Source organism: Haloarcula amylolytica (genome assembly GCF_049705545.1).
Lineage (GTDB): Archaea > Halobacteriota > Halobacteria > Halobacteriales > Haloarculaceae > Haloarcula > Haloarcula amylolytica_B.
In genome coordinates this window covers 396,703-419,085 of the sequence record NZ_JBNAMU010000002.1, presented here as the reverse complement: position 1 = coordinate 419,085, position 22,383 = coordinate 396,703, and the positions used below count along the sequence as shown (strand labels likewise).

Sequence of the window (22,383 nt, the reverse complement as noted above, 5' to 3'; positions counted from 1 at the left end):
TCGTATGTAATAGACTTTTCTGCAGCGTCCTCCGTTTCGGGAGCAAACGATCTGTCTCCCTCTGACGCGCGATAGGTCTCAATCACACACGAAGGCAGGTTCGCGACTGCCCAATGGACACATCGCTACGGATGCTGCAAATCTCTCTGGTCCGGTTCACCCCGGAGAGCGGCCACGCTCCCGTTACCAGCCCCCTCACTCGGCCGGTTCCGGTGTGGGCACCGACTGCTCGGCTTCCACGACCGCACGGTCGGGGAGTTCGGGGTTGGGTGTCCGACCGACCGTTAACAGGCGCTCAGTGAGTGTCAACTCCTCCGGACTTGGGCTCGGTTTCTGGACTTCCTCGTAGTCGACGACCACCTGTCCGTCTTCGGCCGTGATACGGACCGCACAGAGCTGGTACGAGGGGTAAAACACCGGGGGGAGGAGCCCGATGATGCCGTCCCGACGGTGGAGGCGCTTGAGCCAGGTCCCGCTGTTGACGACCAGCCCGCCGTCGACCGACTGCACGCTCGGCCGGTGCGTGTGACCGTAGCAGAAGACAACTACGTCTTCGTTTTCTTCGAATACTTCCTGGGCGGATTCCTTGTACGGCGTCTGGGTATCGACCGTGAGATCGGTCTCGAAGACCCCGAACCGGTTGATCGTCTTCTTGATGTCCCGCCGCAGGAGGTACAACGGTACACCCACGAGCAACAGGAGCCCGGCCAGCGATGCGTTCACGACAAGCAACACCCAGATGGCGGTGCCGACCGTGCCGAACTGACCCAGAAACGACGTCGTCGTTTCGACCGGCGCGGACCAGACACCGAGTATGTTCAGCGCCGCCAGAATCGCCAGGATGGCGCTAATGTTAAACAGCAACAGGAACGGGACCAGCGCGTACCGCAGCAGCGGGTTCATCTCCCGGTAGAAATACTTCGAGAGCATCCACACCGGAACCCGCTCCGTCGGCGTGACGGCCTGGACGTCCTTGAGCCAGTTGTACCGACCCCGGTCCGAGAGCTGGCCGGCCCGACTCGTCACCAGCGTGTTGTAGTAGTAGCCAAGCGGCGTCACGTTGGTGTCGCCCCAGTCCTCGATGCGGTTGTTGGGGTCCTGCTGATTGCCGTGTTCGAGGTGGATGGCCTGGTCCCCGACCGGACGGGTGATCGACTTCGATTGGACGAGCGTGACGTTGTACGCCGCGAACCGCTCCACGTACTCGTCGTAGGCTGCGAGCTCGTGGTCGTGGTTGCCCGGGATCAGGGTGATCTGGATGTTTTCGCCGGTCTTTCGCAACTGATCGAACAGCGACGGATAGGTCTCCTCGAGGACGTCGAACTTCTCCAGTCCCGACATGCCGGTAAACTCCCACAGCCCGAACGCGTCGCCGTTAATGAGTAGCTCGACGTCCTCGTCGGTGGTCTCTAATCGCGACAGAAAATCGAGCAGTTCGTCGAGAAATTCCACGTCCTCAAGCTGCTCGTCGCCGCCGATGTGGAGGTCGCTGATGACGTAGTAGACGCGCTCGTCGGCGGTGCCGTCCATTGAATACGGGTTCTTGACCCACAGACAAAGGCGTTGCTTTCCAGGAACTCACGGCAGTAAATCGCTGCGTCGGTTGGGAGTCCCGCGGACAGAGGGCTGTTCTAGCCGGTATCTCGACCTGTCAGCCTACAGCTCCAGTACGGCCCGGAACCGCGCTTCGTTGTCGATCATCCGCCCGTAGGCCGTTTCGACCTCCTCGAGCGGGTAGGTCTCTATTTCCGGCGCGATATCACGGAGCGAACTGAACTCCAGCGTGTCCTGGGAGTCGCGTGCGTGGCCGGAGGCCCAGCCTTCGACCCCACCACGGGTCTGGACGAGCTGCATGGCGCTGACTTCCACTGGCTCGCCGGGGACGCCGACGACCACGACGGAGCCGTCGACACCGATTCCGCTGACGATGGAACTGATGGCGTCACTCGACGGTGCTGTCGCCAGCACCACGTCGGCCCCACCGAGTTCCTGCAGCCGCTGGCCGGCATCCACATCCGCCGCGTTGATGAAGTGGTCGGCTCCCAGCTCTTTCGCCAGCGACTCTTTCTCCGGCGTTCGGGAAATGGCGGCCGTCTCGAAGCCGGCCGCGTGAGCGTACTGGATGCCGAGGTGACCGAGTCCGCCGACGCCCTGCACGGCGACGAGGTCCCCGACGTTCGCATCGCTGTTCCGGAGCGCGTTGAACGTCGTCACGCCCGCACAGAGCAGCGGTGCCGCGGCCGCCGCGTCAAGCGACTCCGGAATCCTTGCCAGCGCTTCCGACGGCGCGGTCATGTACTCCGCGTACCCGCCGTCGTAGCTCAGTCCGGTGACTTCGCCGTTCTCACACTGCAGGAAGTTCCCCTGCCGACACTGGTCACACGTCGAACAGTGGCCGCCGTGCCAGCCGACGCCGACCCTGTCGCCCACATCCCAGGCGTCGACAGCGTCGCCGACGGCATCAACGCGGCCCGCCACCTCGTGGCCGGGAATCCGCGGATATGAGATGTCCGGGTTGGTCCCCTCTTTCGTGAACACGTCGCTGTGACAGATACCGCAGGCGTCGACCGAGACCCGTACCTCGCCGGGGTCCGGTTCGGGCACGTCTCGTTCGACGACCTCGAAGTCTGCCCCTGGCTCAGGCACGACCGCCGCTTGCATTGTGTCTGACATAGCGACGCTTTCGGCTCGACGCGGATAAGCGGCCAGTTAGCAGATATCTGTACGGGCGGCGTTGGCTTCTTGACGGAGCCGATACGCCCCTCGATTGGTTGTCAATCACGCAATATCCGACCGGAATTCCGGGACCCCGCCGACGCCAACGTCGGGAATACGGAAGAGCGCGCCGGCCCCGTCGCCCTCCGTCGCTCTGTCGCCGTCGGTGAGCGCTGTCGTCAGATACAGGTCGGTGTACTCCGGGCCACCGAAGGTGACGGACGAGACTTTGCGTGCCGGGAGGTCGAATTCGGTCACAGCCTCTCCGGCGGGACAGTACCGCACGACCTTCCCGCCGTTCCAGCGGGCCGACCAGATATGGTCGTCCTCGTCGACAGTCATCCCGTCGGGGATACCATCCTCGCCAGAGATATCGATGAACGTGCGTTTGTTCGAGAGAGCACCGGTCGCCCGGTCGTAGTCGAACGCGTATATCCGATGGGCTTCGGACTCCGTGAAGTAGAACGTTCCTAGACCGCTCGAAAAGCCCATGCCGTTCGGGATATCGACGTCCTCGACGACGAGCGAGGCGGAGCCGTCGGTGTCGAGCCTGTACAGGTCTCCGAGGTGGTCCTCGCCAGGCATAGTCCCACAGAACACCCGCCCCTTCGGGTCCGCGATGACGTCATTGAACCGTGTTTCGGCGTCGATTTCGGTGACGAGGCGCGTCTCATTCTCTCCGGGCACGAGTCGTTCGACCCGCCGCCGGGTAAACAGGAGGAGTGCCCCGTCAGACTCGATGGTGTACCCGCCGATGGGAGCACCGTCTGTCTCGTAGGCGACCGCGTACTCGTCGGTCGCGGGGTCGTACTGAAACAGCCGGCCGGCAGGGATGTCTACCCAGTAGAGGCGCTCTTCGTCGGGATGCCACAGCGGTCCTTCGCCCGTGTGAGCGCGTGTGTCGGCGACGCGTTCCGTGTGAGCCATGGGCAGTGTTCTCCGCTCAGTCCCTTGAGCGTTATTGCTGTCTGCCCACCAACCTGACCGGCCCGATGCCGGTGTTCAGGACCGGAGCCGCTGGATGCGTTTCTCCGTCGGGGGGTGGGTCGAGAACAGCTTCTCGAACAGCCCCTTGTCCGCGTTGAAAATACAGAGGGCGTTCATGCTGTCCTCGACCTTCGATTCACGCCCCTCGGCCCCGCGAGAGATTTTTTCGAGCGCGCGGGCCAGCGGTTCCCCCGTCCCGATCGCACGCCGAGCGTCCGCATCCGCGACGTACTCCCGATACCGTGAGATAGCCAGCACGAACACCATGACCAGCGCGTTGGCCAGCGAGGAGGCGACCATCGCCATGATCCAGGAGCCCATGTTTCGCTCGCCGCCGAACAGCACCGCGAAGTAGGCGACGTAGCCGACGAGCATCCCGATGGACTGGCCGACGACCATCGTGATGACGTCCCGGTTCTTGATGTGAGCCAGTTCGTGCGCGATGACGCCCTCCAGTTCGTCGTCGTCGAGCAGTTGCATCAGTTCGCTCGACACGACGACGACACCCGCACCTTTGCGGCCGACCGCGAAGGCGTTGGGAACGCCCATATCCATCACCATCAGCCGCGGTTCTTCGAGACCCATATCTCTGCAGAGCCGCCGGACCATCTGATGGACGTAGCCGAACCGCTGGTCGTCCGGCATATCCTCCGCGCCACGGAGTGCCAGCCACTTCCCGAGTTTGTACTGGATGGCCGGAACGACGAGGATTCCGACGAGAAGCACCGGGACGAGCGGCAGGCCTAGCAGTACCGACAGTGCCGTTCCGGCGAAAACGTAGAACGCGAACAGGATCGCACCGACGACAAGCATCCGCACCTGTAATCCGAAGTCTGTCATACAGGGTCAAATCCGTCCGGCCGTATAAACCGTCTGGCCGACGATTCCGCTCGTGTCACTGGGTTTAGCCGCAGGTGTGGTGACCACTCCGAGGAAATTCGCCGAGTTAGTCGGGACAGCGGACGGTCCTTACTCCTTGCAGAGTGCGTAACTCCGACGGCCATGCGTTTCGAGCGTGAGATACGCTAGCCGCCAGTCGGTCTCCGCACAGAACTGGTGGACCGCGGGGATGACGCCGTTCACGATCTTGTAGTCGTCGCCCGCGATGTAGCCGTCCGCCGCCACGGCCCGCTGGCTCTCTCTGAGCTCGGCCAGCGTCGCCTCGTACTCGTGGGAACTGTTGATGTACACCCAGTCGAGCGAGTCAGTCTCGGCATCACGGAGCACTGAGATCGGCTCAGCGCCCCGGAAGTGGATGGTACCCTGGTGCTCGCTGAAGCGCCGCTCGACAGCCTGGCGCTCCTCGTCGCTTTCCCACTGATCGACCAAATAAAGCGTCTCCGACTGCGTGATCCGGACAATTGATTCGGCGAAAGCACCGTTTCCGCTACCGAACTCGGCGGCGGTCCCGCTGGTCGGCATATGTTCCAGGAGATCCGTCCGGTGGGGGAGGAGTTGTACGTTTTCAAGTTCTGCCGCCGGGAGTGACTCCGGGACGGCCTCCTCTCGGTTTAGAACGGTCGCCGCGGCGGTTCCTTCGGACGTGTCGGGTGGGAACGCGGTCCGGTAGAGTCCAGCGACCAGCGGGGAGAGGCGGTCCGGACAGGACTCAGTGATAGCGCGTTTCGCCCACAACAGTGACATTCTGATGTCACGATACCGCAACGGAGAGCAAAAGCATGCCGACTCCGAGTCTCACTGGAGAGCCGAAAACCTATGCGCTTGGGTTCGAAACGACCCTGGCATGTCTCTCTCCCGTTTTGTCGGGTGGTTCCGGCCTTACTCCGTCCCGATCTGTCTGTTTGCCGTGGTGGCGGCTGCTGTGTTGCTCGTGCCTCCCCTGGTTCTCGGGGACGCGACCGGACGCACATACGCCCTGACCATGGCGGTTCTCATCGTCGCGATCTCGTCGGTCCTTCCGTATGCCGTCGCCGTCGGTGTTCTAACCGTCCCGTTCCTCTACACCGGAATCGGTAGTTACGCGGCTCCGGAGGTGTTGCCGACCGATGCAGAGCCGTTCGCGCTGACTGCAGCACTCCGACACGTCACCGCCGGCATCTCGTATGTCGTCGCGGCCACCGCCGTCGGCGCTGTCGGCATCGGTCTCGATTTCGCAGCCTCCAGTGGTTCGGACCCGTTTCCGGCGGTCGGTTTCCCACCGTTTCCGGCACTCGGGTTTCCGCCGTTTTTGATGCTCGGCGGGGTGGTCATCGCCGGTGTCTACGTTGCGCTCCAACTGTGGCGGTACGAGAGGTCGGTGCGGGGGCTGGGGTGGGATACGGTTCTCGGAACGGTCGTCCTTGGCGCGTTCCTCGCCGCATCGCCCATCGTCGCGCTCTGGATTTTCGGGTCCTATGGCTTCTGACAGTCTCTCCGCGACCTGTAACAGCCGGATTATATGCAGATAGTCCGATAGTCGGCGCTACCCGCCGGCTTCCAAACGGCTTAAAGTCACAAGCACTGGTGGTTCGATATGACTCAGCAACAGTCCTCGACAGACGGCGGTCCACGAGCAAGCGGCATGCCGATGCTCGGTCTCGGAACGTGGCAGAACGACGACGCGGAACAGTGCGCCGAGAGCGTCCGGACGGCCCTGGAGGCCGGCTACCGACATATCGACACCGCACAGGCCTACGACAACGAAAGCGCCGTCGGTGACGGTATCGCTGCGGCTGACGTGGACCGCGACGACATCTTCCTGGCGACGAAGGTCTGGATCTCGAACCTCTCGCACGACGACGTGATCGAGACGACCGAGGAGAGCCTCGACAAACTCGGCGTCGATTCGGTCGACCTGCTGTACGTCCACTGGGCGGCGGGCGAGTACGAACCCGAGGAGACGCTCCCGGCGTTCGACGAACTCGTCGACCGCGGCCTGATCGACAACGTCGGCGTCTCGAACTTCGAACCGCACCACGTCGAAACGGCGATGGACGTGCTCGATGCACCGGTGTTCGCGAACCAGGTCGAGACCCATCCGTTCCTCCAGCAGTCGGAACTGCGCGAGCACGCGGCGGAACAGGACTACGAACTGGTCGCGTACTCCCCGCTGGCACGCGGTGAAGTGTTCGGTCACGATGTTATCGAATCCATCGCTGACGACCACGGCGCGAGCGAGGCGCAGGTCAGCCTCGCATGGCTCCGTGAAAAGGGCGTGACGGCCATTCCGAAGGCCACGAGCGAAGCTCACATCACGGACAACCTGGCGAGCCTCGACCTGTCGCTGACGGACGCCGAAATCGACCGTATCGACAGCATTGACACGGTCGACCGACGCGTTGATCCGGACTGGTCGCCGGCCGCCTGGGACTGAGCCGCTTCGGGCTTTCCCAGTCGTTTTTGCCGATACGACTGTCGGTCCGTGACACCACGTCTCCCACAGCCCTCTTCACATTTCGAGCCGTTGAACAGGTAATGAGATATTTTCGCTCTGACGGGTGGTCCAACTGACCTGGCCGATGCTGCGGTCCACGTTTACTGATCGTCCCTCAATCCCGGCCCGCTACCGCGACACTGCGCTGTTCGTCCTGCTTGCCGTATTGTTCGGTGGCTCGTTCGTCGCGATCAAAACCGGGCTTCGAGAGCTTCCGCCGGTGCTGTTTGCCGGCCTCCGGTTCGACCTGGCAGCGGTGACGCTGCTTGGCTACATCGCTCTCACCCGGCCCCGGTCGACGTGGCTGCCGCGGACTCGCGGGGACTTCGTGGGCATCGGGATGGCGGCGCTGTTCCTGATCGCACTCAACAACGGGCTGTTGTTCCTCGGGCAGGGCGCGACGACGCCCGCAGCGGCGTCCGTGATGTACGGCCTGAACCCGATACTCGCCCCAGTGTTCGCCTGGTGGCTGCTGGGCGACCGGCTCTCCTGGCTCGGTGCGCTCGGCATCGGTATCGCGCTGAGCGGCGTGGTCCTCATCGTGCAGCCGTCGCCATCGACGTTCACCGATGCGAGCGCTGTCGGGCAGCTTCTGGTCCTCGGCGCGGCAGCGGCCGTTGCACTCGGCAGCGTGCTCCTCCAGCGTGTCGGCCCGCAGATGGACAGTACCCCCCTGACTGCGTGGGCGATGGCCGTCGGCGCGGTGTTGCTCCACCTTGCGAGCCTGCTGGTCGGGGAGCCACCGACAGCCGTGATCGGCATCGGCCCAGAAACGATTGCGAGCATCCTGGCTGTGGGCATCCCGTCGACAGCGGTCGCGTACGCCATCTACTTCGGCCTCATCAAGCGTATCGGCCCGGTCCGTGCAAACTTAGTCGCGTACGTCGTTCCGATTTTCGCGGCACTCATGGGCTGGATACTGCTCGGTTCGTCGGTGTCACTGTGGACGTTCGTCGGCTTCCTGGTCGTCGTTGCGGGTTTCGCTCTCATCGAGCGTGCGACCATCCGCATGGAACTGCGACGTCTCTACCGTCGCTTTGACAAAACAGTGTCGCCGTCGCAGACGCCGCCGTGTGACGACTGACGTAGCGGCTACAGCAGAGCGCTTGCGATCTGGATTTGACGAAACAGGCCCAGCCAATCATGTACCGGCAGCCCCAAGCTACCATATGAACTCTTCTGACGTGGAGACGGTGTTCGTCGCCGGAGCCAGCGGCGGGACCGGGCGGGCGGCCCTCAGGTTACTCAGTTCCCGCGTGCCGACGGTCCGAGCACTGACCAGCACACCGTCGAAGACAGACGACCTGCAGGCGGCTGGCGCTGACGAGGTTGTCGTCGACGACTTGCTGAACCCGACTGCGCTGACCGATGCGCTCTCTGACGTTGATGTCGTCCTGAGCGCGGTCGGCTCGAACATCACGGACGTCTGGTCTCGGGACGAGTACGTCGACGGCGCGGGGACGATCAATCTGCTCGATGCGGCTGTCGACGCCGGCGTCGAGGCGTTCGTTATGGAATCCGCTATCGGCGTCGGTGACGAGCCGGCCAGTCCGCTCGCGGCGGCCTTTGACGTCGTCATCCAACCGATACAACGCGCCAAAGCAGAAGCCGAGGCCGCGATCCGTGAGGCCCCGGTTCGGCACACGGTCCTCCGACCAGGCGTCCTCACGAACGGGCCGCGAACTGACACCGTCTCCGTCGCTGAGCCCGGAGCGAAGCTCTGGGGCAGCGTTTCGCGGGCCGACGTGGCCCGACTGATGATTGCTGCGCCCGTTACGCCGGCGGCCGCCGACCGCACGCTGGAAGTCGTTGCGAAGCCGTCGTTCCCGAAGCGCTCGGAAAATATCGATTGGCAACTCCCCGGGAGTGGGGCGTCGGAGACCATCACAGTCGAAACCCCGGACGACGGCGCGTAGTGGGCAACCCATCCGTGTGCAAATACGCCTCCAGCGAGAAGGGTGGTTGATGACTGCTGTGGACCACGCGAACGCCGGCTATCGGCGGCTGTTCGAGCAGGATGACCTCTCGTTCGGTCTCGGATTTCCGCTCACGGGAGAAAAAGAGTCGACGCCGGATATCGACCCGGAACTCCGGCTTGCAAGCCACGCCGAAGCAGTCGGCTTCGACGGGCTCTGGGCGCGAGACGTGCCGACGTACTGGCCGCGGTTCGGGGACGCCGGCGGGGCCTTCGATCCGTGGTCGCTGCTGTCCCACGTCGCCGCCCACACCGAGTCGGTGGCGCTCGGCACCGCGAGCATCGTTCTCCCGTTGCGCCATCCCATCCACGTGGCGAAGTCGGCCGCGACTGTCGACCGGCTCTCCGACGGACGCCTCGTTCTGGGCGTCGCGTCGGGCGACCGCGACCCGGAGTATCCGGCGTTCGGCGTCGACCCAGAGAACCGTGGCCAACTCGTCCGCGAAAGCGTCGACGCGCTCCGTGCGCTCTGGCGCGAGGAATATCCGGCTCTCGACGGCTCCTGGGGTCACCTCGACGGGGAGCTCGATGTCCTCCCGAAACCGACGACGGACACGCTCCCGCTGTTTCCGACCGGGAACGCCAGACAGTCGACAGAGTGGATCGCGGAGAACGGCGACGGATGGATATTCTACCACCTCCCCGAGTCGACGCTGGAGTCGTACCTCGACACGTGGCGGAGCCACGCGTCAGAGAAGCCGTTCACGATTGCCGTTCAGGTCGAGTTCGCTGCTGATCCGACGGCAGAGCCCGAACCGCTCCACCTGGGCTATCGGGCCGGTGTCGAGTGGTTCCGAGAGTACTTCCGACGACTCGACGATGACGGCCTTGACCACGTTATCGTCGGGCTTCGAGCGGCAGAGCCAGAAGCGGCGATGACGACCTTCGCTAACGAAATCATCGACGAGCTGTGACGGTCGGTGGGAAGATGTTCGCAGACACGGCTTTCGGCGAGACTGCCGTAGCCGGTACCAATGACCGACCGGCAGGCGGAACTCCGCACGTTGGCTGCGGAGCTCACGGACTATGCGGCGATTACCGACGCGTTTCTGGCCAAGAGCTTCACGGACCAGTTGCTTATCATCGATGTTCGCGACGGCGAACCGCTTCCTACCGATGTCGTCGACCAGCTAGCTGACCGCGAACTGCTCCCGGTTGACAGCGTGTACGGCGAAGACGACGCGAACCAGTCCGCTATCGGCGACGTGGGCAACGCGACGCGCCATCATTTCGTCGACGTGGAAACCCGCGGGTCACATCGCTCCTACGTCGTCGAGTGACTTCGCTTGCGGCCGAGGTGGATGCCGAGGCCGAGCATCACACCGATTGGCGTGAGTAACAGAAGCACCGACATCTTTCAGTCCCGGACACCTGGGACCGGAGCCGCTTCCCGATTGCGACGCTGGCGAACGCTGGGACAGCGGCTGCGGAGACGGCTACGATGAGGAGGAGCGCGACGGATACCCCCGGCGAGAATGCGAATGCCAGATAGCTTCGTCTCAGGAAACATGATGAAACCATCACGCAGGAGTCGCCTTGCGGCCGTTTCGAACCGCCAGTTGTGGCAGGGCAGTCGGGTACCGGTGGCGTTATCAGAGCTGGTAGAATATCCACCCACCCAGTGACTGAGACCCCGGTCTGGCGTCGTGAGTCGACGGCGTACCTGTTCGGCGCGTGGCTGTTGACAGCGGCCGTCCACGTCTATGTCATCGTCCCGGCGAGCGTCCTGCCGACGGTCGCCGATGGGCTCGGGGTCCCACAGACCACGGCTGTCTGGCTCGTCAGCGCCGTCTTCGTCTCGTGGGCGCTCACGAACGTCGGTGTCGGCGTCGTCATCGACAGCATCGGAGACGTCCGCGTCGTCGCCGCCGGCGGCGCGGTGGCGGTCGGGATAGCCCTGGCCGGGTGGCTGGCCGCCGCTGACGGCCTGTTCTGGCTGCTCATCGGGACGCGGGTCGTCGCTGGCGTCGCCATCGGCGCGATATGGATCGCTGGCACGACGCTCGTGGGCCGGCTGTACACTGTCGAACACCGGGCGACGGCACTGGGTGTGTTCACCACGAGCCCCCCGGCCGGCTTCGCCGCCGGCCAGGTCCTCGGCCCGCGCGTCACCGCCACAGCGGGGTGGCCCGCCATCTTCGCCGCTGGCGGTCTCCTCAGCGCCGCTGGACTCGCCACCTTCGGGGCTGCTCACCTCAGTATCGGCGGCACGACGGGAAGCCGGGACGACGGTGACGAGCCCGACACGGACGACGTGACCACGGACCAGACGACACAGCAACGCTTCGCCACCGTCCTCCGGAACCGAACGGTCCTGTTGGGCGCTGTCGTCGCCTTCGCGGCGTATTCGCTCTACCTGTTTCTCAACAGTTGGCTCCCGTCGTACCTGACGTCGGCGTTTGCGCTCTCGGCTGACGCAAGCGGGCTACTGGCAGCGGTGTTCCCCGCAATGGGTGTCATCTCTCGGGCCGGCGGCGGCGTCATCTCGGACCGCCTATTCGGTCACCGCCGGCTCCCCGTCCTCAGGTGGTCCTTCGTCGTCGCGACGCCGGTGATGGTCCTCCTCGCAGTGAGTACGTCTATCCCGGCGCTGGTCGGCCTGCTGGTCGTCGGTGGACTGGTCATACAGCTCACGTTCGGCGTCGTCTACAGCTACGTACAGGAAGCGGTTGCGCCGGGGAACCAGGGGACCGCGCTCTCGATTCTCGGCAGTGCCGGCATCTCTGGCGCGTTCAGCGCCCCGGTCATTGCGGGCCTCCTCATCGACCTGACTGGGGCCTACAGCGCGGCGTTTGCCTACGCCATCGCGATGGCTGTGCTCGGTGCTGGACTCGTCTTCCTCGTCGCCGAGCAGTAAGAGCGCCGACTAGTGCGGCGATTCGTCCCGCCGCTACACAGCCGGTACACGTTTTTGTATGCCCGGGGCGACCGTCCGATATGCATCCGGAGTCGTTTTTCCACGTCGCGATTAAGACCGACGACCTCGACGCCAGCGAGTCGTTCTACCGCACACACTTCGATGCCGCGGTCGTCGAACGCGGAAGCGCTGCCGACGGCGAGGGTGCGACCGCTGTGAACCACGTCACGCTGGACGTCGCCGACAAACTGGTGTATCTGTTCGACCGGGCTCCGTACGAAGCCGCCGGACAGGTCGAATCGGTCCCGACCGGCTTCCTGCACTACGGTTTCGTCGTGCCGGACGTCGATGCTGCCCACGAGGAACTCACAGGCGACAGTGTCGAGTTCGTCATGGCCCCGACGACCTTTGGTGACCTTCGGATCGCGTTCCTCACTGACCCCGACGGCGTCCGTGTCGAACTCATCGAACACCTGTAGTCGTCGCCTCGCGCGAAACAGTGCGAAGCCGACCGACGACTCCGATGCTGGGCCACGGTCGTCGGGACGGCTGATTCCATAGCTCCGGTCGATGACTACGGGTCGAACTCGTTCTGCTTGAGCCCTTTCCGGACCGGGTCGTGTTCAGCGTCGGTGGGCGGCGGCGCCGTCACCAGTAACGCCTCCAGCCGACCATCCTCGTCCGCTTTGACACCGCGGTCGGCGTGGGCCTCGACGACCACCACGTCGCCCGGTTCGACAGCCCGCTCCGTGTCCCCGTCACGGACGACGCCGGTCCCGGACTGGACGTGTATCGCTACGTCGCTCGCGGGCGCATGTACCGGAATAAACTGTCCGGGTTCGAAGTAGCCACAGACGACTTTCATCCGGTCGCTGCGGAACACTTCGACAGCCGAGAACTGGTCGTCGTCGTATTCTCGGACAGCGTCGAAATCAGTCGCTGTCATCGTGCGTCCTCCCCGTCACTGCACTCTCGAAGAACCGCCGGGCGGAAGTCGCGTCGCATCGAGAAATTCTGAGCCGGCTGCTGGCGATTAAGTACACTCGCTCGCTGTCGGTTTCGTGGGTTCATCGCAAGGAGTTCCGACCGCACCACGGAAAGTCTCGGTCCCGAACCGCTTCGACCGCAGTCGCTACCGTCCGCACCCGGGATGTGTATAACCGTCTCCGAACATCTTCCCGATAAGAACCACGGGTAGTGCCTATAAAGACCCTCCAAATGGTGTCTGTAGGCGCATTGGCGACGACAGTACTGATGGCGGTACTGCTCGTCGGTATCGCGGGGATACTCGCACGGATCGAAGACTGGCGATCGTACACGATTGCGATAGGTGGCGGCCACGGGACTCACGAACCCACTCACGCGGAGAAACCGAGCGGGGTTCTCCGGTGGCTGACGACGGTCGACCACAAGGACATCGGGATTCTCTACGGCGTGTTCGCCGTCGTCGCGTTCGCGTGGGGCGGTATCGCCGTGGTTCTGATGCGGTTCGAACTGATGTACCCCGCTGAGGACTTCCTCAGCGCCAGTGCCTACAACGGGCTCCTGACGACCCACGGCATCACGATGCTGTTCCTCTTTGGCACGCCCATCCTGGCGGCGTTCTCGAACTACCTGATTCCGCTGCTCATCGGGGCCGACGACATGGCGTTCCCGCGAATCAACGCCATCGCGTTCTGGCTGCTGCCGCCGGCCGCCCTGCTCATCTGGGGCGGCGTCCTCGGCGGGCCGTTCCTCGAAAACATCGAACCGGCACAGACCGCCTGGACGATGTACACGCCGCTGTCGATCGAACAGCAGAACCCCGGCGTGGACCTGATGCTGCTCGGCCTCCACCTCTCGGGCGTCGCGGCGACGATGGGGGCGATCAACTTCATCGCGACTATCTTCACCGAGCGGAGCGAGGACGTGACCTGGGCAACCCTCGATATCTTCTCCTGGACTGTCCTGGTGCAGTCCGCACAGATCCTGTTCGCCTTCCCCCTGCTGGGCAGTGCGCTTGTCATGCTCCTGCTCGACCGGAACCTCGGGACGACGTTCTTCACGATCGACGGCGGCGGCCCGCTGCTGTGGCAGCACCTGTTCTGGTTCTTCGGCCACCCCGAGGTGTACATCCTCGTCCTGCCGCCGATGGGACTCGTGAGCTACATCCTGCCCAAGTTCTGTGGGCGGAAGCTGTTCGGCTTCAAGTTCGTCGTCTACTCGACGCTGGCGCTCGGAGTCCTCTCCTTTGGCGTCTGGGCGCATCACATGTTCGCGACCGGGATGGACCCCCGACTGCGGGCCTCGTTCATGGCGGTCTCTATCGCTATCGCCATCCCGAGCGCAGTGAAGACGTTCAACTGGATGGCGACGATGTGGAACGGCGCGTTGCGGACGACCGCGCCGTTCCTCTTTTGTGTCGGGTTCGTCGGGAACTTCATCATCGGCGGCGTCACCGGCGTGTTCGAGGCCGCCATCCCCGTCGACCTCATCTTACACGACACATACCACGTCGTCGCTCACTTCCACTACGTCATCATGGGCGGGATCGCCTTCGCTGTCTTTGCGGGCATCTACTACTGGTTCCCGCTCTACACAGGTCGGTGGTACCAGCGCTCGCTGGCGAAGTGGCACTTCTGGCTGACGCTTATCGGGACCAATGTCACCTTCTTCCCGATGGTCCTGCTCGGCTACGCCGGAATGCCCCGCCGGTACGCCACGTACGCTCTGACCGCTGGCCCGGTGGACCTGTTTACGCTCCTGCACCAACTGGCGACGCTGGGCGTCGTCCTGCTGGTCATCGGCCAGCTCATCTTCGTCTGGAACCTCGTGACCTCGTGGTTGGAGGGACCACTGGTCACGGACGGCGACCCCTGGAACCTGGCGGCAACGGACCAGTTCCCGCGGGAGTTCGCGTGGTTCGAGCGCGAGCGGCTCCCGGTACTCGCCGACGGCGGCGACGAACCGACTGGGGACTGATACCCGATTCAGTCCGGCCTCCAGTCCGCGGTCGCCTTCCTTTGTGGTTCTACAGGCTCTGACTGCTCTCCTACTCCGAGATATCTGGATACGACTGTCGGCCGCCATGTGACTTCCTGGCGACCAGTTGGGCGGTGGCGGCGGTCGTCCCGTCCGTCGTCGTGGTGCGCTCGTCGTAGTGTAACACGGTCAGCCCGAGCCCGGCCCTGAGCAGTTCGTTCGAAGCGAACCGATACCGGTCCCCGGAGGGGCCGCTGTCTACGTTGTCGGTTGTCCGGAGATGGTGCTGGACGAACAGACAGCCGCCGTCGGCCAGCGCCTCGATGATGTCGGGGAGGCGGTCGACAGGGCGATAGAAGCTAATCGTAATGACGTCGTACGTCGACGCCGGGTATCCGAACGAGTCGAGGTCCGCCTGTATCCACTCGATGTCGTCGTCGACGCCATCCGCGCGTGCGTTCTCGCGGGCAATGTGAAGCCCCGCCCGCGATTGGTCGACCGCGTCGACGCGGTACCCGGCCGCTGCGACCGGGAGCGCGTTCCGTCCCGTCCCGGTTGCGATGTCAAGCGCCCGACCTTGTGGGAAAGTCGGCAGGTATCGCTCCAACACCGGATGTGGGTCCGGGCGCTGTGGGTACGTACCCGTTCGGTATCGCTCGTCCCAGGTCGTCATGGCTCCGATAACCGCCCGCCGGGACATGAAGCCTGCGGGCAGTAACACAGCTTTTGCGTTGTACTCTGTTTCCGGACGCGCCGATCTCAACTGATTTACCGGTGTACTTGCGAACTACCCACAAGCTACCAGCTATGGATAGCCGAAACGGTGTGACCAGACGGCGGCTGCTCATCGGTCTCGGAAGCGGCCTCGGTCTGCTCGGCGGTGGTGGTGCCTACGTATACTGGTCGCTGCAGGGCGATTCCGGCGGGTACACTGCCCCGGAGTCACACCCCGTCGTGACCACGCGGGGGCTCCTCGACACAGCGGAGGGCCCGGCCTTCGAGACCGAAGGCACGTGGTCGTTCGACGACGCGCCAGCAGTGTTCCTGTTCGTCCACGGATTCAGTACCGACGCCGAGACGGCGCGTGACAACGCCTATACGGCTCAGGTAGCGCTCGACGGGACATGGTCCGCACCGGTTATCGCGTACAGTTGGGATTCTGACGTCGAGTGGGAGCAGGCGAAGGACAACGCTGAAGCGAACAGTACCCACCTCGCAAAGTGGCTGGTCGAGTGGGCCGAAACTGACGGCCGGCCGGTCCATTTGCTCGCTCATTCGCTGGGCGCGCGGGTGACCGGCGAAACACTTCGGGTGCTCGCCGAGCGAGGGGCGACAGACGCGCTCGCCTCGGTGTCACTGCTCGGCGGTGCCATCCCCTACGATAGCGTGGTGCAAGGTGGCCGATACGGCGACGCTATCGGGACTGTTGACGCTCCGGTGTCGAATTTCCACAGCCACAACGACAAGGTCCTCTCGTGGGTTTACCGCGCGGCGGACCGGACCCACGCCGTGGGCCACGCTGGAACCCGTGACGCGGGGCCGCTTCCCGACGGCTACCGGGACGTGAATGTCACTGATCTCGTTGCCGATCACTACTCGTATTTCGAACCAGAGGAGGGCTGTCTGCCGCGGGTCGTTGCCGAACTCTGGTAGGCTGTCGAGGGGGCTCTCAGCGATCAGATTTGTATTGTTTCCCCTGCCTGCCTTAGTCACACAGCGAACGAGTCGCTAAATATCCAGTTTGACCGTCCCGGAGACACTTACCCGTCCACCAAGAGAGAAAGGTATGGACCGACGACAGTATCTCGCTACCGCTGTGGGGCTCGGAGCCGGCAGTCTCGCCGGGTGTAACAGCTACTTCGCGGACGAAACCGACACCGCTGGGACCGAGGATCGCTCTCCAGCCGAATCGTTGACAGGCGGTTCCTCCGGGACACGGTCGCCCGCACCCCCAAACACGCTGTCGGCTGGCTCGTATACAGTCACGCTGTCCAATCCACGGGTCCGTGCATCGATACGTGACGCTGGGGTCCATGTGGATGTCCGTGCTGAGCATGGGAGCCAGTTTCTCCTGCTGGATGCCGAGACAGGTGATGCCAGAGTCGAAGAGATCCCAGTGAGGGTTGTCTCGGACGGGGAGCCGATAACTGACCGGCTGTCACTCGTCGGCCGCCCCGACAGGAAAACTGCGGGTGTCATCGGGTTCCCCCTTCCAGTGTCGGACTACGGAACCGTTGCGGTGGTGCTTGAATCAGCGGAGGAACCCGCCCGCTGGCGGGTCCCGGATGCCACCGTCGAGATGCTTTCCAGAACTCCAGAGTTTACCGTAGACGGTATCGAGGTCCCCGACAGCGTGCAGGTCGGCGAGTCCTTCGACGCCTCGTTCACCGTCGCCAACGACGGCGACCGCGACGCCCGCTTTCTCGCGGAGTTCGGGCATACGCTTCTCTCCGACACTGGGGAAGTAGAAGTCGCCGTGCCGGTCGGCGAGCGTCGTACACACACCAGCACTATCGACCCGTTCTACGACGAGAGCCCCGCCGAAATCCCCGTGATACTCGATTGGGGCCTCCAGGCTCGCCATGCGACTGTCGCCGTGCAGCGAGAGACGGCAACGACCGACCTCCCACCTCTTTCAGACGCGCTCAGCATCGAATCGAGCTATCCAATTGACGGCACGATGGTCAACGTCGGTGTCGGTGGGACGGCTCGCAATACCAGCACGTCGGCGCTCATGAACTGCGTCATCGTTGCCTCGGGTGATGTCGGTGAGCAGCGTTTCAGCGCGACCACACGCCGTGACAGACTCGAACCGGACCAGCCCTGGGACTGGGAGGTCGCGTTCGGTGACGAGGCCGACGCACAGCGCGAACCCGTCAGAAATATTACTATCGAGACCCCGGCAGAACCGCCCGGCTGACAACGATTGGTACGGTGTCTCCGTGTCGATACTGCGTTCGGTAATTGTCGTTATCCGCCGGAAGGAGGATTGAGCTATGCCTTTGCGTGACGCCACCAGCATAGCGACCACAAATGTCTGGTAAACACGACCTGGGCATCGTCGGTGGTGGTATCAGCGGGGGTCGCTTCTGGACATAACTGCGAAGCACCGAACACTACCGCGGCGACCGGCATCAGTACCATCACGAAACCGAGTAACACCACTGGCGAGTATCGAAACGGCTGGGGTGGCTGATAGCCCACCGGCGTTGCCGGACGCAACGTATCGGCTGGGTAATGACCATTCGTTGGCATATCGCTGCTTGAGATGCATCACACAAAAAGTAGGAGCCCCCCTCAACCATCCCCCTGCTCGTGGGAGCTGACGAGCGACCGGCTGCCACCGGTGGATTCGATAGTCGGTGGCGTGCATACGTTCGGTCGCATACTGCTATATAAAACCCTTATAAACGCCTATACCGGATTCGCCGACGTGTCAGTAACGGCTCCCCATAGATGGTCTCACCACCGACGTTTCATCAAATGTATAGCTATTTAAAATAGCTATTCGGCTATACCAGTTTTCGGCTTCTTCTTTGTCCGGTAGCTGCGTGGCCCATCAATATGTGAACGATTCACACAAAATGCGTTTTAATCCTCCCCAGAAGCCTATGAGCATGCCTATCGAATGCCTCGATGTAGCTATGGATGTACAGGAATTTGTCCGCTCCAACGCCCCCGAAGACGGCGGTGATGGGTTCCAGAAAGAGAACAACAGGCTTCTCGACATCCCGCTTGACGGCACAGTGATGGTCAAAGCCGGGTCGATGGTCGCGTACACCGGCGAGGTCACGTTCACAGGCAAGTCCTCCGCGGAAGGCGGCATCACGGGCTTTGTCAAGGAGGCCGTAAGCGGCGAAGGGACGCCGGTCATGGAGGCCGAAGGAAGCGGCCACCTCTATGTGGCCGAGAACGGCAAGAAAGTGCAAGTGCTGGCCCTCGATGACGGGGAGTCGATATCGGTCAACGGCACCGACGTGCTCGCGTTCGAATCGACAATCGACTACGAGATCAACACCGTCGGCAGTCTCTCCGGGGTGGCCGCCGGCGGCCTGACGAACGTCTACCTCACTGGTCCCGGCGAAGTCGCGCTGACAACGCACGGCGACCCGCTGGTGATCACGCCGCCGGTCTTCACCGATCCGGACGCCACCGTTGCGTGGAGTTCGAACCTCTCGCCGTCTATCGAGATGAACAAGACGTTCGAAATCGGCCAGACCTCCGGGGAATCGATACAGATGGAGTTCACCGGCGACGACGGGTTCGTCGTCATCCAACCGAACGAGGAGGGGTCCGTCACCCAGAGCCAGAGCTAGTCACCGCCGAGTTATCGCGTTGCCGACGCGGCTCGCTTGCGGAGCCTTCCCCGGACGAACGGACGGATCGGCGTCACGCCCAGATTGAGCCGCTCGATTTCGACGACGTCGAACGACCGATCAGCGACGAGCTGTGACCCTGTCTGTCGCGTGAGGTGGCAACCGCCGGCGAGACGCTTCCAGAGCGGTTCGAGGGCCGACTGTACTCGTGCGCGCCACCTGTCGTCGACGACGTGCTCGAAGAAACGCAGTTCACCGCCGGGCTTGAGTACCCGGGCGATTTCACTCATCGCGGACTCGATATCCGGAATCGTACAGAACACCATCGAGGCGATGACGACGTCGAACGTGGCGTCTTCGTACGGCAGGGCTTCCGCTGGTGACGACTCGATGCGAATCGGCGTGGCCAGAGTTTTGGCTTTCTCTGCTGCCTGTCGCCGCATGTGTGGGTCTGGCTCGGTAGCGTGAAACTCCGTCGCGGCCGCAACGCCATCGAAATACAGAAACATTGCGCCGGTACCAGCGCCGAGGTCCAAGACTGTTCCATCAAGATCCGCCACCAGGAACTCACGATGTGGTCGTAAGAACGTGCGTTCGAAGAACACCGTCGCTGGATCGTAGATAGCCGCAAAGAGCGGCGACGATGACTCCTGACTCCGGTTCGGTTCCGAGGACATAGCAATTGTAACCATTGCTCCCCCGAAAGCATTAGTTCACCCGAAGGATGTCACACTCTCCCCAGTTCGAAGCCGGGCACGCGTTCTTGACTTCGATCTTTGGAGAACTCGCCACGCACATCGTTCGTCGACTCCTGGGTAGCGCTAAAGGTGTCGCTACGCACCGCTGTTAATCTCATCCCTCTGATATTTCGATGCCAGCCTCGTCAATGTCGACTTTGATTTCGGTGAGGTCGCCGTCGCGCCATGTCTCGACCAGCCCAGGACGCTCGCCACGGTGAGTGCGTCGAAGAGTACCGTCGCCACCAGGCCGGCCGCTTCCAAGGCCAACGTTCAGCCGTCTTGTCTCCGCGACACAGGTGTTTCGGGTTTGCACCCGTTCTGAATATATTCGCACAAACTCTCTCCACGTCAGCCATCGATTGTGAGACTAGAATGGCAGCACAACAACTCGATCTCCGAGAGATCCCACCGCCGAAGCGACATCCGAAGATCTTCGACGCGTTCGAAGAACTGGACAGCGGAGAGGCACTGACGATAGTCAACGACCACGAGCCGACGCCGCTCTATCACCAGATGGCTGCGGAGCGACAATCGTTCGATGCCGAGAGCTATACCGTCGACCGCATCGGTCCGAACGAGTTCGTCGCGACCCTCCCGAAAAAGTAGCCTCCGACTGAAGTAGACGAAAAAGTCGGCTACGCCGATTGAGTTCTTCCTCTTTGACCCCGGCATTGATTTCACCATCCCTTGGAGAGGTCGTCGTCGCCTGGCTGCTTTACATCCGGCTGCGACAGTCTGCTCGAACACTGTCGATTGTATCGTGGTTTCCGAATAGCTTTTCGTGATCAGTATTGGTACTGGGATATGGACCGTCGTACTGTGAGGCTACTGAACGGCGTGCTAGCGCTGTGCTGTCTCGCGCTCGTCTTCGCTGCTGTGTATCCATTCAGCACTGCGAGCCCTCACGGGGAAAATCCGGTCGACAGTCAATTCGCAGTGCCAGAGGCCGACGAATACCGGGCGACGGGAGCGATTGTCGTTGAGGGGAAGACAGCGCTCGAATTCGAGGGTGCTGTGACCGCTGACGGCCGGCGCTACCAGTCCGTGGACGAAGGTGCTGTTCGAACCGAACAGTACCAGGCGGCGCCGGATGGCCCGGTCTACGAGCGGATTATCGTCGACGGTCGGAATAGTATCGACCAACGTCGAGCCCAGATCCGGAGCGATACCGACCGTGAACTCCTCCGAGAAAATCGGACTGAAGGGGCCGTTACGTTCATCATCAAGGGAGAATCCGGAGATATTGCGGACGATATCGACGGCACGGCGTCGGTGGTCGTCAGAAGCCTGGCTGCCATTGGGTACGAACGCAAAGCGGACGAACAACCGGGACCGTCGGTCTACGAACCGAAAAACGGGTGGTACGAGGGGATCGAAACATATCATGTGACTGCGGCTACGGGCGAAGTGCGGACAGCTCCCGACACGACCGCTGTTCGCTCGGCGACAGTCACCTGGGAACAGACGGTTCCTGCGAGGACGTACGCGGAGTCCGCCCTGGTCAGACTGACGAGCGACGCGCCGCGAACGTACGACCTCTCCTTCGAGTTCGAGTCGGGCCAGGCGACGGTGAATCGGCCGGCGTGGGTCAATGCGGTCCGGAACCGAAGCGTAGCCGGACATTCATAGTTCCCGCTGGAACGGAAGGGCTGGTTGCCACAGCCGTGGTGAAACCGACCCCCTGTGATTCGTTCCGTCCCGCGCCGTCGCACTCAGTGTCGCGTACACGGCTCTGTTCGCCGTCCTGCTCATCCGGTACAAAGCCAATCAGATCGTCGCTGGGCTGGCCGTGTGGTTCATCGGACTGGGCTTTGGCCCGTTCACCGCCGTGCTCGTCTGGGGGAACCGCAACAGCCCTGGTCTCGTGAGTATGGCTGACGTGACCGTGCCGGGCCTCGCCGAGTTGCCGGTCGTCGGTCCGGTCCTGTTCGATACGTCGCCGCTTGTACTGCTGACAATCTTCGTTGCGATTGGTGCCTGGGTGTTCCTGTATCGGACCCGCTGCGGCTACTGGCTGCAGGCCGCCGGCGAGAACCCCGAGGCGCTGGACACTGCCGGCGTCAGTGTCAACCGCGTCCGGTACGCGGCAGTGATTTTCTCGGGTGCGATGGCCGGCCTCGCCGGTGCCGTGTTGCTCGCTCACTCGGGGTCGTTCACCGGAACGGGCCAGACGATGGTCAACGGCCGCGGCTGGATCGGTATCGTTGCCTACCTGTTTGGCAACTACAACCCACTTGGAGCGGCCGCCGCCGCGCTGCTCTTCGGCGGTCTCGACATGCTCCAGATTCAGTTCCAGACCGTCGGTATCCAGGTCCCGAACCGGCTCGTCAATCTGTTCCCGTACGCCGCCGTCGTCGTCGTACTCACGGTCTGGAGTTCAACGCGGATGCCGTCGGCACTCGGCGAACCATACGAGAGTGAAGATTAGGCAGTACAGAGACCGAGCGTTGCAGAAGTAG

Annotated in this window: 22 protein-coding genes and 1 pseudogene; 15 read left to right on the top strand and 8 right to left on the bottom strand. The window is 63.0% G+C overall.

The features are described 5' to 3' along the window. Positions 1 to 195: 195 nt before the first annotated feature. The 5 genes from ACOZ4H_RS18575 to ACOZ4H_RS18555 form a co-directional block, all read right to left on the bottom strand. Positions 196 to 1,530 (bottom strand): metallophosphoesterase, encoded by a 1,335-nt coding sequence (locus tag ACOZ4H_RS18575; RefSeq protein ID WP_424330750.1) that lies wholly within the window; start codon positions 1,528 to 1,530, stop codon positions 196 to 198. A gap of 126 nt (positions 1,531 to 1,656) precedes the next feature. Continuing rightward, on the bottom strand, positions 1,657 to 2,661 hold the full coding sequence (locus ACOZ4H_RS18570) for an alcohol dehydrogenase (protein WP_424330878.1): 1,005 nt from the start codon (positions 2,659 to 2,661) through the stop codon (positions 1,657 to 1,659). Between the two features lie 117 nt (positions 2,662 to 2,778). Then, positions 2,779 to 3,642, bottom strand: coding sequence for an SMP-30/gluconolactonase/LRE family protein (locus ACOZ4H_RS18565; protein ID WP_424330749.1), 864 nt, complete (start codon positions 3,640 to 3,642; stop codon positions 2,779 to 2,781). Between the two features lie 75 nt (positions 3,643 to 3,717). Next, positions 3,718 to 4,542, bottom strand: a complete 825-nt coding sequence (locus tag ACOZ4H_RS18560) for a M48 family metallopeptidase (protein ID WP_424330748.1) — start codon at positions 4,540 to 4,542, stop codon at positions 3,718 to 3,720. Between the two features lie 129 nt (positions 4,543 to 4,671). Next, positions 4,672 to 5,346 carry a class I SAM-dependent methyltransferase gene (locus tag ACOZ4H_RS18555; RefSeq protein ID WP_424330747.1) on the bottom strand — a complete coding sequence of 225 codons (675 nt, stop codon included), beginning with the start codon at positions 5,344 to 5,346 and terminating at the stop codon, positions 4,672 to 4,674. A 100-nt stretch (positions 5,347 to 5,446) separates the two neighbouring features. On the opposite strand from ACOZ4H_RS18555, the gene ACOZ4H_RS18550 reads away from it, so the two are divergent. The 8 genes from ACOZ4H_RS18550 to ACOZ4H_RS18515 all read left to right on the top strand — a co-directional run bounded on the left by ACOZ4H_RS18550 (position 5,447) and on the right by ACOZ4H_RS18515 (position 12,386). Further along, positions 5,447 to 6,067, top strand: a complete 621-nt coding sequence (locus tag ACOZ4H_RS18550) for a hypothetical protein (protein ID WP_424330746.1) — start codon at positions 5,447 to 5,449, stop codon at positions 6,065 to 6,067. Positions 6,068 to 6,223: 156 nt separating this feature from the next. Beyond that, the gene (locus ACOZ4H_RS18545; protein WP_424330877.1) at positions 6,224 to 7,015 is read left to right on the top strand and encodes an aldo/keto reductase; all 792 of its coding nucleotides are present in this window, start codon (positions 6,224 to 6,226) and stop codon (positions 7,013 to 7,015) included. A gap of 145 nt (positions 7,016 to 7,160) precedes the next feature. Continuing rightward, positions 7,161 to 8,159: a DMT family transporter gene (locus ACOZ4H_RS18540; RefSeq protein ID WP_424330745.1), complete on the top strand. Its 999-nt coding sequence runs from the start codon at positions 7,161 to 7,163 to the stop codon at positions 8,157 to 8,159. 85 nt (positions 8,160 to 8,244) lie between these two features. Then, the gene (locus ACOZ4H_RS18535) at positions 8,245 to 8,991 is read left to right on the top strand and encodes an NAD(P)-binding oxidoreductase (protein ID WP_424330744.1); all 747 of its coding nucleotides are present in this window, start codon (positions 8,245 to 8,247) and stop codon (positions 8,989 to 8,991) included. 49 nt (positions 8,992 to 9,040) lie between these two features. Further along, positions 9,041 to 9,964 carry an LLM class oxidoreductase gene (locus tag ACOZ4H_RS18530; protein WP_424330743.1) on the top strand — a complete coding sequence of 308 codons (924 nt, stop codon included), beginning with the start codon at positions 9,041 to 9,043 and terminating at the stop codon, positions 9,962 to 9,964. Between the two features lie 60 nt (positions 9,965 to 10,024). Further along, positions 10,025 to 10,330, top strand: a complete 306-nt coding sequence (locus ACOZ4H_RS18525; RefSeq protein WP_424330742.1) for a hypothetical protein — start codon at positions 10,025 to 10,027, stop codon at positions 10,328 to 10,330. 341 nt (positions 10,331 to 10,671) lie between these two features. Further along, entirely contained in the window at positions 10,672 to 11,907 is a 1,236-nt protein-coding gene (locus tag ACOZ4H_RS18520) for an MFS transporter (RefSeq protein ID WP_424330741.1), read from the top strand. 80 nt (positions 11,908 to 11,987) lie between these two features. After that, complete coding sequence (locus ACOZ4H_RS18515; RefSeq protein WP_424330740.1) at positions 11,988 to 12,386, top strand: VOC family protein; 399 nt, start codon at positions 11,988 to 11,990, stop codon at positions 12,384 to 12,386. 95 nt (positions 12,387 to 12,481) lie between these two features. Here ACOZ4H_RS18515 and ACOZ4H_RS18510 read toward each other — a convergent pair whose 3' ends face one another. After that, on the bottom strand, positions 12,482 to 12,853 hold the full coding sequence (locus ACOZ4H_RS18510; RefSeq protein WP_424330739.1) for a cupin domain-containing protein: 372 nt from the start codon (positions 12,851 to 12,853) through the stop codon (positions 12,482 to 12,484). Positions 12,854 to 13,161: 308 nt separating this feature from the next. Between ACOZ4H_RS18510 and ACOZ4H_RS18505 the strand changes: the two genes are divergently transcribed. Next, positions 13,162 to 14,868: a cbb3-type cytochrome c oxidase subunit I gene (locus ACOZ4H_RS18505; RefSeq protein WP_424330738.1), complete on the top strand. Its 1,707-nt coding sequence runs from the start codon at positions 13,162 to 13,164 to the stop codon at positions 14,866 to 14,868. A 70-nt stretch (positions 14,869 to 14,938) separates the two neighbouring features. Here the strand turns inward: ACOZ4H_RS18505 and ACOZ4H_RS18500 are convergent, their stop codons facing one another. Continuing rightward, a complete protein-coding gene (locus ACOZ4H_RS18500) occupies positions 14,939 to 15,541 on the bottom strand; it encodes a class I SAM-dependent methyltransferase (RefSeq protein ID WP_424330737.1) in 603 nt (200 codons plus the stop codon). A gap of 134 nt (positions 15,542 to 15,675) precedes the next feature. On the opposite strand from ACOZ4H_RS18500, the gene ACOZ4H_RS18495 reads away from it, so the two are divergent. The 3 genes from ACOZ4H_RS18495 (at position 15,676) to ACOZ4H_RS18485 (ending at position 19,184) form a co-directional block, all read left to right on the top strand. Then, positions 15,676 to 16,521, top strand: coding sequence for a DUF726 domain-containing protein (locus tag ACOZ4H_RS18495; protein WP_424330736.1), 846 nt, complete (start codon positions 15,676 to 15,678; stop codon positions 16,519 to 16,521). Between the two features lie 133 nt (positions 16,522 to 16,654). Further along, entirely contained in the window at positions 16,655 to 17,788 is a 1,134-nt protein-coding gene (locus tag ACOZ4H_RS18490; RefSeq protein WP_424330735.1) for a hypothetical protein, read from the top strand. Positions 17,789 to 18,512: 724 nt separating this feature from the next. After that, positions 18,513 to 19,184 carry an AIM24 family protein gene (locus ACOZ4H_RS18485; RefSeq protein WP_424330734.1) on the top strand — a complete coding sequence of 224 codons (672 nt, stop codon included), beginning with the start codon at positions 18,513 to 18,515 and terminating at the stop codon, positions 19,182 to 19,184. An 11-nt stretch (positions 19,185 to 19,195) separates the two neighbouring features. Here the strand turns inward: ACOZ4H_RS18485 and ACOZ4H_RS18480 are convergent, their stop codons facing one another. Next, on the bottom strand, positions 19,196 to 19,861 hold the full coding sequence (locus tag ACOZ4H_RS18480; RefSeq protein WP_424330733.1) for a class I SAM-dependent methyltransferase: 666 nt from the start codon (positions 19,859 to 19,861) through the stop codon (positions 19,196 to 19,198). A 435-nt stretch (positions 19,862 to 20,296) separates the two neighbouring features. Here ACOZ4H_RS18480 and ACOZ4H_RS18475 point away from each other — a divergent pair, with 435 nt between their 5' ends. The 3 genes and pseudogenes from ACOZ4H_RS18475 to ACOZ4H_RS18465 all read left to right on the top strand — a co-directional run. After that, a complete protein-coding gene (locus tag ACOZ4H_RS18475) occupies positions 20,297 to 20,530 on the top strand; it encodes a DUF2249 domain-containing protein (RefSeq protein WP_424330732.1) in 234 nt (77 codons plus the stop codon). A gap of 198 nt (positions 20,531 to 20,728) precedes the next feature. Then, positions 20,729 to 21,553 (top strand): hypothetical protein, encoded by an 825-nt coding sequence (locus ACOZ4H_RS18470; protein WP_424330731.1) that lies wholly within the window; start codon positions 20,729 to 20,731, stop codon positions 21,551 to 21,553. A gap of 73 nt (positions 21,554 to 21,626) precedes the next feature. Further along, positions 21,627 to 22,352: pseudogene (locus ACOZ4H_RS18465) on the top strand (ABC transporter permease); the annotation flags it as partial. Between the last annotated feature and the right edge of the window lie 31 nt (positions 22,353 to 22,383).

Bases quoted from the DNA above. Each gene is read 5' to 3' on its own strand.
- ACOZ4H_RS18470 (WP_424330731.1), top strand. From the start codon at position 20,729: ATGGACCGTCGTACTGTGAGGCTACTGAACGGCGTGCTAGCGCTGTGC.
- ACOZ4H_RS18545 (WP_424330877.1), top strand. From the start codon at position 6,224: ATGCCGATGCTCGGTCTCGGAACGTGGCAGAACGACGACGCGGAACAG.
- ACOZ4H_RS18535 (WP_424330744.1), top strand. From the start codon at position 8,245: ATGAACTCTTCTGACGTGGAGACGGTGTTCGTCGCCGGAGCCAGCGGC.
- ACOZ4H_RS18530 (WP_424330743.1), top strand. From the start codon at position 9,041: ATGACTGCTGTGGACCACGCGAACGCCGGCTATCGGCGGCTGTTCGAG.
- ACOZ4H_RS18550 (WP_424330746.1), top strand. From the start codon at position 5,447: ATGTCTCTCTCCCGTTTTGTCGGGTGGTTCCGGCCTTACTCCGTCCCG.
- ACOZ4H_RS18480 (WP_424330733.1), bottom strand. From the start codon at position 19,861: ATGTCCTCGGAACCGAACCGGAGTCAGGAGTCATCGTCGCCGCTCTTT.
- ACOZ4H_RS18565 (WP_424330749.1), bottom strand. From the start codon at position 3,642: ATGGCTCACACGGAACGCGTCGCCGACACACGCGCTCACACGGGCGAA.
- ACOZ4H_RS18505 (WP_424330738.1), top strand. From the start codon at position 13,162: ATGGCGGTACTGCTCGTCGGTATCGCGGGGATACTCGCACGGATCGAA.
- ACOZ4H_RS18570 (WP_424330878.1), bottom strand. From the start codon at position 2,661: ATGCAAGCGGCGGTCGTGCCTGAGCCAGGGGCAGACTTCGAGGTCGTC.
- ACOZ4H_RS18500 (WP_424330737.1), bottom strand. From the start codon at position 15,541: ATGACGACCTGGGACGAGCGATACCGAACGGGTACGTACCCACAGCGC.
- ACOZ4H_RS18515 (WP_424330740.1), top strand. From the start codon at position 11,988: ATGCATCCGGAGTCGTTTTTCCACGTCGCGATTAAGACCGACGACCTC.
- ACOZ4H_RS18560 (WP_424330748.1), bottom strand. From the start codon at position 4,542: ATGACAGACTTCGGATTACAGGTGCGGATGCTTGTCGTCGGTGCGATC.
- ACOZ4H_RS18555 (WP_424330747.1), bottom strand. From the start codon at position 5,346: ATGTCACTGTTGTGGGCGAAACGCGCTATCACTGAGTCCTGTCCGGAC.
- ACOZ4H_RS18495 (WP_424330736.1), top strand. From the start codon at position 15,676: ATGGATAGCCGAAACGGTGTGACCAGACGGCGGCTGCTCATCGGTCTC.
- ACOZ4H_RS18575 (WP_424330750.1), bottom strand. From the start codon at position 1,530: ATGGACGGCACCGCCGACGAGCGCGTCTACTACGTCATCAGCGACCTC.
- ACOZ4H_RS18540 (WP_424330745.1), top strand. From the start codon at position 7,161: ATGCTGCGGTCCACGTTTACTGATCGTCCCTCAATCCCGGCCCGCTAC.
- ACOZ4H_RS18475 (WP_424330732.1), top strand. From the start codon at position 20,297: ATGGCAGCACAACAACTCGATCTCCGAGAGATCCCACCGCCGAAGCGA.
- ACOZ4H_RS18485 (WP_424330734.1), top strand. From the start codon at position 18,513: ATGGATGTACAGGAATTTGTCCGCTCCAACGCCCCCGAAGACGGCGGT.
- ACOZ4H_RS18490 (WP_424330735.1), top strand. From the start codon at position 16,655: ATGGACCGACGACAGTATCTCGCTACCGCTGTGGGGCTCGGAGCCGGC.
- ACOZ4H_RS18525 (WP_424330742.1), top strand. From the start codon at position 10,025: ATGACCGACCGGCAGGCGGAACTCCGCACGTTGGCTGCGGAGCTCACG.
- ACOZ4H_RS18510 (WP_424330739.1), bottom strand. From the start codon at position 12,853: ATGACAGCGACTGATTTCGACGCTGTCCGAGAATACGACGACGACCAG.